Below are 6,026 nucleotides of genomic sequence, written 5' to 3' on the forward strand. Positions count from 1 at the left end.
GTTACGCACTTTAGAAAAACTATGACTTTATAAACACCCCGTCAGCCTACGGCTGCCACCCCTCTTGCAAAGAGGGGAATTAAGCAAAGGTTGATGATTCCCCTCTTTGCAAGAGGGGAACCGAGCTTGCGAGGTGGGGGTGTTGAAATAGCAAAAGTGCGTAACTCCAGTAACTAATAAGCTTGTTCCTTAGTAACCTTAGGGCTCGCGCTAAAACAAATATAAAAATAGGAAAAACATGTCAAATCTGAGTCATTTCATCTCTCAAAATTTAATACTATGTATTATCTTTGTCCTTGCTATTTTGATCTATCTTGGTTACGAAATTCGCCAAGCTAAATCAGGTCGCTTCCAACTATCAATACAAGATGCCATTAACCTCACAAACCGTGATAAGGGCATTTTCTTGGATATTCGCGATAGCAAGCTTTTTAATGAAAGTCATATTGTTGGCGCGATCAATAGCAGCGCTGCTGGGCTTAAAGAAAACACTAAAATACTTAATAAATATAAGAACAACCCAATTGTTATCTATTGTGCAACCGGTGCGCAGAGTGCTAGTGTTTGCGATTTGTTAAAAAAGGCAGGATTTGATAAGCTTTACACACTAAAAGGTGGCTTCAAACAATGGTTACAAGATAAATTACCTACTGATAATAAAGCCGTAGCGCATAATGAAATGAATACTGATAAGAAAGATATAAAAAATAGAAAAGATAAAAACAATAACAACGACAAAAGCGACAAAAATGGTAAGAGCACATCTAAATGATTGAAATATACACTAAACCGACTTGCCCTTATTGCATCAATGCCAAAGCATTGCTTAGCACAAAGGACGTGACCTTTACTGAATATAACATCAGTGATAGGCCTGAATTACGCGAAGAGATGATTAATCGTGCTTCAGGACGCTCAACAGTGCCGCAAATATTTATCAACAATCAACACATCGGTGGCTGTGATGACTTGTATGCCCTTGAAGATGCCAATAAACTAAACCCATTACTTGGAAAATAACACTTAACTTAACTACATAAGGAAAGATAATGACAACTGAAACAAATACTCCTGATATTCAATTTCAAATCCAAAAACTTTATACCAAGGATATTTCATTTGAAATCCCTAAAGGTGCTGATGCATTTAAGCAGGAGTGGAAACCTGAATTAAATGTTGCTTTGAACACTAAAGTGACAGGCTTGCCTGAAGAAAATATGTATGAAGTTGTGCTCACAGTTGAAGCAGATGTTAAATGTGGTGATGCTGATGCATTTAAAGCAGAAGTACAACAAGCGGGTATCTTCCTTATTTCTAATATGGAAGAAGGCCAACTAGATCATGCGCAATATGCATTTTGCCCTAATATCTTATACCCATATGCACGCGAGGCAGTCTCTGACTTAGTTGCTAAGGGTGGTTTCCCACAACTATGCTTGGCACCTGTTAACTTTGATATGATTTATCAACAAAAACAACAAGAACAAAAAGATTCATCGCAAAAAGCGAACTAATATTCAGATTATATATCCACCTACTCCATAAACTCTTATTTCTTATACGAATCTGCCTTTCATTATCTAATAGGCACTTTATAGAGGCTTCGACTTACGCTCAGCCAGCGTTTACACAATCAAAGTGAGCTGTAGTATTGTCATAGCCATATTTTACTAATAGTGAATGCGTAAAATACACAGTCGCTTAAACTATCTATGTCTTATGGATTTTAGTAGTTGGTATGCCACCGGCACAATAAACAATGAAAACAGTGATCCTAATAATAACCCTGCAACAATAACCATACCGATTTGTTGACGGGCATGCTCGCCAACTCCTGTACTTAGCAATAATGGAATAGCACCTAAAATCATTGTTGCTGATGTCATCAAGATTGGGCGCAAACGTGTCGCAGCGCCTTTAATTACCGCTTCATTTAATGCTACACCTTTAGCTAATAACTCATTAGAGAACTGCACAATCAACACACCGTGTTTAGATACCAATCCAATCAAAGTGATTAAGCCAATATCTGTATAGATATTTAACGTCCCTCCGATAAGTTTAAGCCCAAGTAAAGCACCAATTACACATAGAGGCACTGTCAATAAAATAATAAATGGATCAACAAAGCTTTCAAACAGTGCAGCAAGCACCAGATATATAAACAAAAGCCCAGCAATAAAAATAATAATCATGCTGTTATTGCCCTCAAGCATATCTTTAGCATCCCCTTTGAATGCCAAACTTGTACCAGGCAATAGCTGCTCGGTAATTGCCTTGATTTGCTCGACCACTTGCCCCATTGAAGCATTTGGCTGCAAGTTAACACTAATCGACATCGCATGCATTTGGTTATAAGTTGTTAAATAAGGAATTTTCACCACTGGTGCGATGCTTACCAAGCGCCCTAGCTGCACCCAACCACCTGAATCAGTTTTGATATACAAACGATTTAAAACACCAAAACTCTTAAGATCTTTTTTCGGTAGCTGCACATAAATTGGGAAGCTCTCACCACCGGTTTCATAATCACGTGACAACTGCCATCCACCAAACATAATATTTAAGATCGTTTGGATATTAGCCGGATCCACATCTAATAAAGCAGCATTGGTATAATTAATATTCATATCAAATTGCCCGCTATCCGCAGCACTACCTATACTTGCATAGGATATACTTGGCAGTTTCTCAAGCATATTGATTAAATTTTCTGCTTTTTTATAAAGTGTTTGATAGTCATCCATACTCAATAGATACATTTGAATATCGCCATCACCTGATTGATTGCGTCCTGATAATGGAAATACCCAACTACTCCCTTGTATGCCTTGAGTGTTTTTAATAATCCCATTTAATTCACGCGCCACCTTGTAGGCATTGGTGACTTGATCCTCTTTTAAAATATTCATTGAGAAACCTGATGTTTGACCACTTTGCGTATCAACAAAACCAAATGAGTGATCAAATACCTTGCTGGGTAGTTTACCTTGGATCTCATCCAACTTTTGCATGATAAAATCTGAGCTTGCATTGCTTTGTCCGACAATATTCACACCAACCACGCCAATGGTATCATTAGGCTGCAGTGCTGTAGGCATCGAGCGAAACAAACCAATCCCTGCAATAATTAAAATCACAAAAATAGCAATGACCCAAAAGCGGACTTGCAACACGAAGTAGAGTGATTTTTTATATGCTTTTTCACAGCTTGAAAACACTCTGGTGACAAACTTCTCATAGCGATTTTCTCTTGCATTACCCAAAGTATGTGCACACATAGTAGGTGATAAGGTCAACGCCACAAAGCCTGAGATTAAAACACTTGCAGCCAAGGTAAAGGCAAATTCACGAAAGAAAACGGCTGATTTATCATTCATAAATGCAATAGGGATGTAAACGGCAATCAATGTAATGGTCATGCCAATAATCGCAAAGCCAATTTCTTTACTGCCTAAAATTGCTGCATCAAACGCATTATAGCCCTTTTGCATATAGCGATAGCAGTTCTCAAGGACAACGATCGCATCATCAACCACAAGCCCCACGGCTAGCACAATAGCAAGTAACGTCATCATATTGATACTAAAGCCTAGCGGCCAGATAATCACAAAGACGCCAATTAAACATACCGGTAAGGTAACAATAGGCACCAGTGCCGCTCTAAAGCGTCCTAAAAACAATAATGAAATCAATGATACCAAGATAATGGCTTCAATAATCGTCTTAATGACTTCATATAAAGAAGCTTTAAGTGAGGTTGCCACATTAAAGAGTACACTGGCTTTCATGCCAGGTGGCAATGAACCTTGCATTTGTTTAACGGCATTGGCAACGGCATTGGCAACATCGATTGGATTCGCGTCACTGGTTTGCGAGACATTAACCACAACACCTGGCTCACCATCAATAATACTGATTGAACCATTGGCAAGCGATAAATTGCCTAAATATATTTTGGCAATTTGCTTTAAATAAATCAGTTTGCCATTGTGCTTAGCAATAATCAGGTTTTCAAATTTGCTAATACTATCTAATGCACTATCGACATTAATCGTATAGGTATTATTATTGGTAATAAGCTGTCCCGCGGAGACATTACGATTCAATTGCTCTAGTTTATTGACAACATCAATGGCTGAAATTTTCAAAATCGCCATTGCTTTGGGATCAAGCTCTATACGTAGTGCTGAGCCTTCGGAATAAACTTGCACATCACCAACGCCTGGAATCTGTGCTAATTGTTTGGTAATCGTATCATTGATATAGGATGTTAAGCTTTCTGTTGAGCGATTGCTATCTTGAAAACCAATAAGCATTACTTGCGAGCCATTACCACGCTGCTTAATCTGAGGTGTTTGTGCGTTTTGTGGTAGATCAACACCAGCAATATCGCGCATTACTTCAGATTGTGCGGTAATGAATTTCTCTTGATCAATATTGCCAAAGTTCAGTTTAATCTGACTTTGATCTTGCATTGATGTCGCTTCGATATAACTTAGATTTTCCGTCCCTGAAATTGCAGCAACAAGCTGTTGGGTAACATCTTTTTGCACCACATCGGCACTAGCCCCTGGATAACTGGTTTGAATCATCAGCACTGGTTTAAACACTGTTGGTTCAAATTGTAACTTAACATAACTAAAACTTAATAAACCACATAATACCAATATGGCATTAAGTACAAATGACAGTACGGGGCGTTTAATACAAATCTCAGACAGCTTCATTTATTTCTCCACCTTAACGGCAACACCATCAGAAATATTCCCTTCAGAAGATACAATCACCTCTTGCCCTTTACTTAAACCCTCCAAAATACTGACATAACCTTTATCTATTTGTCCAATTTGCACTGGTACAATTTTGGCTTTACCATCAACAATAACATAAACGATAAAACCACCACTTTGCGCGCTTAATGCACTTTCTGGTACCGCCAATACCATATTATTTTCTTTGATAATTTGTGAGATATAAACACTCATACCAGGATTTAACAGATTGTCCGTGTTTTTAAATACAGCGCGCACAGTAAAGGTTAGATTATCATCTGAAACATCTGGCGAGATATAATCAACCTTGGCATGAAAAACTTTCCCTGGAAATGCATCAACTTTAAAGTCAACTGTTTGTCCAAGTTTAATACTACCAGCATAAGATTCCGGTAACGCATATTGTAACTCTAGATTTTCCTTATCCACCAATGATACTAAAGTGTCTCCTGCTGAAACATAACTGCCTTTTGCTAAAGTTGTTAACGTTAAATAACCACTAAAAGGTGCAACAATTTTGGTATTGGATAACTGGTACAATGCTGCATCATATTGCGCTTTTGTTTGCATATAGCTTGCTTTGGCATTATCTAGCTCACTTTGTGACACCGCATTATTTTCCTTATACAACGTATCTGTTCGCTTATATTGCGCCTCAGATTTTGTAAAGTCTGCCAAAGTAGAGCTTACATCTGCCATTTGTTTGGTATCATCTAGCGTCATCAGAAGCTGCCCTTCTTTAACATACTGTCCACTGACAAAATCAATACTATTAACAATTCCTGCAATTTGTGCTTTAAGTGTGACCGTATTTGGCGCGATCAATAAACCTGTCCCTTTAGCTGATAGTGGGATATTACGCTCATTGACCGCTGCTACCATAACGCCTGTAGGTTCAACATGAAAACTCATCTCTTTTTTAGCGGTTGCTAGAAACAAAAAATAAATAGTGATCAACAATAAAATTGCTGTCACAATTCCGAAAATAATATGTTTTTTCATCCATTAATACCAATGATATAAAGCACTACCGCTTAAACTAGACGATCTTTTGGCGCGATTCAAGAACATTAATAAATGTTGTTTAAAATAACACGTGAATTGTCCATACCCATCATGAATCATTTTGCGGTGTTTAGTTGCAAAGCAGTTTATGAGAATTTTGCAAAGTTGGATTGCAGGTAATAGCTGCCCTTGACAGAGTCTTTGGGCGCTCATTTGCTAAAACAATGAAACTATTCATTGTTTCTT

Annotated in this window: 5 protein-coding genes; 3 read left to right on the plus strand and 2 right to left on the minus strand. The window is 37.9% G+C overall.

Annotation, left to right across the window (positions count from 1 at the left end):
* Positions 1 to 238 precede the first annotated feature (238 nt).
* Genes ACY10D_RS02080 through secB form a run of 3 tightly spaced genes read left to right on the plus strand, consistent with a single transcriptional unit; the run spans position 239 to position 1,514 of the window.
* On the plus strand, positions 239 to 772 hold the full coding sequence (locus ACY10D_RS02080) for a rhodanese-like domain-containing protein (RefSeq protein ID WP_486999149.1): 534 nt from the start codon (positions 239 to 241) through the stop codon (positions 770 to 772).
* Positions 769 to 1,020 carry a glutaredoxin 3 gene (gene grxC, locus ACY10D_RS02085; RefSeq protein WP_486999150.1) on the plus strand — a complete coding sequence of 84 codons (252 nt, stop codon included), beginning with the start codon at positions 769 to 771 and terminating at the stop codon, positions 1,018 to 1,020. The genes ACY10D_RS02080 and grxC overlap by 4 nt, the downstream gene beginning before the upstream one ends.
* Before the next feature lie 29 nt (positions 1,021 to 1,049).
* Positions 1,050 to 1,514 carry a protein-export chaperone SecB gene (gene secB / locus ACY10D_RS02090; protein WP_486999151.1) on the plus strand — a complete coding sequence of 155 codons (465 nt, stop codon included), beginning with the start codon at positions 1,050 to 1,052 and terminating at the stop codon, positions 1,512 to 1,514.
* A gap of 192 nt (positions 1,515 to 1,706) precedes the next feature.
* Here secB and ACY10D_RS02095 read toward each other — a convergent pair whose 3' ends face one another.
* Complete coding sequence (locus tag ACY10D_RS02095; protein WP_486999152.1) at positions 1,707 to 4,730, minus strand: efflux RND transporter permease subunit; 3,024 nt, start codon at positions 4,728 to 4,730, stop codon at positions 1,707 to 1,709.
* Positions 4,731 to 5,777 carry an efflux RND transporter periplasmic adaptor subunit gene (locus ACY10D_RS02100; RefSeq protein ID WP_486999153.1) on the minus strand — a complete coding sequence of 349 codons (1,047 nt, stop codon included), beginning with the start codon at positions 5,775 to 5,777 and terminating at the stop codon, positions 4,731 to 4,733.
* Between the last annotated feature and the right edge of the window lie 249 nt (positions 5,778 to 6,026).

This window comes from Cysteiniphilum sp. (assembly GCF_057495195.1).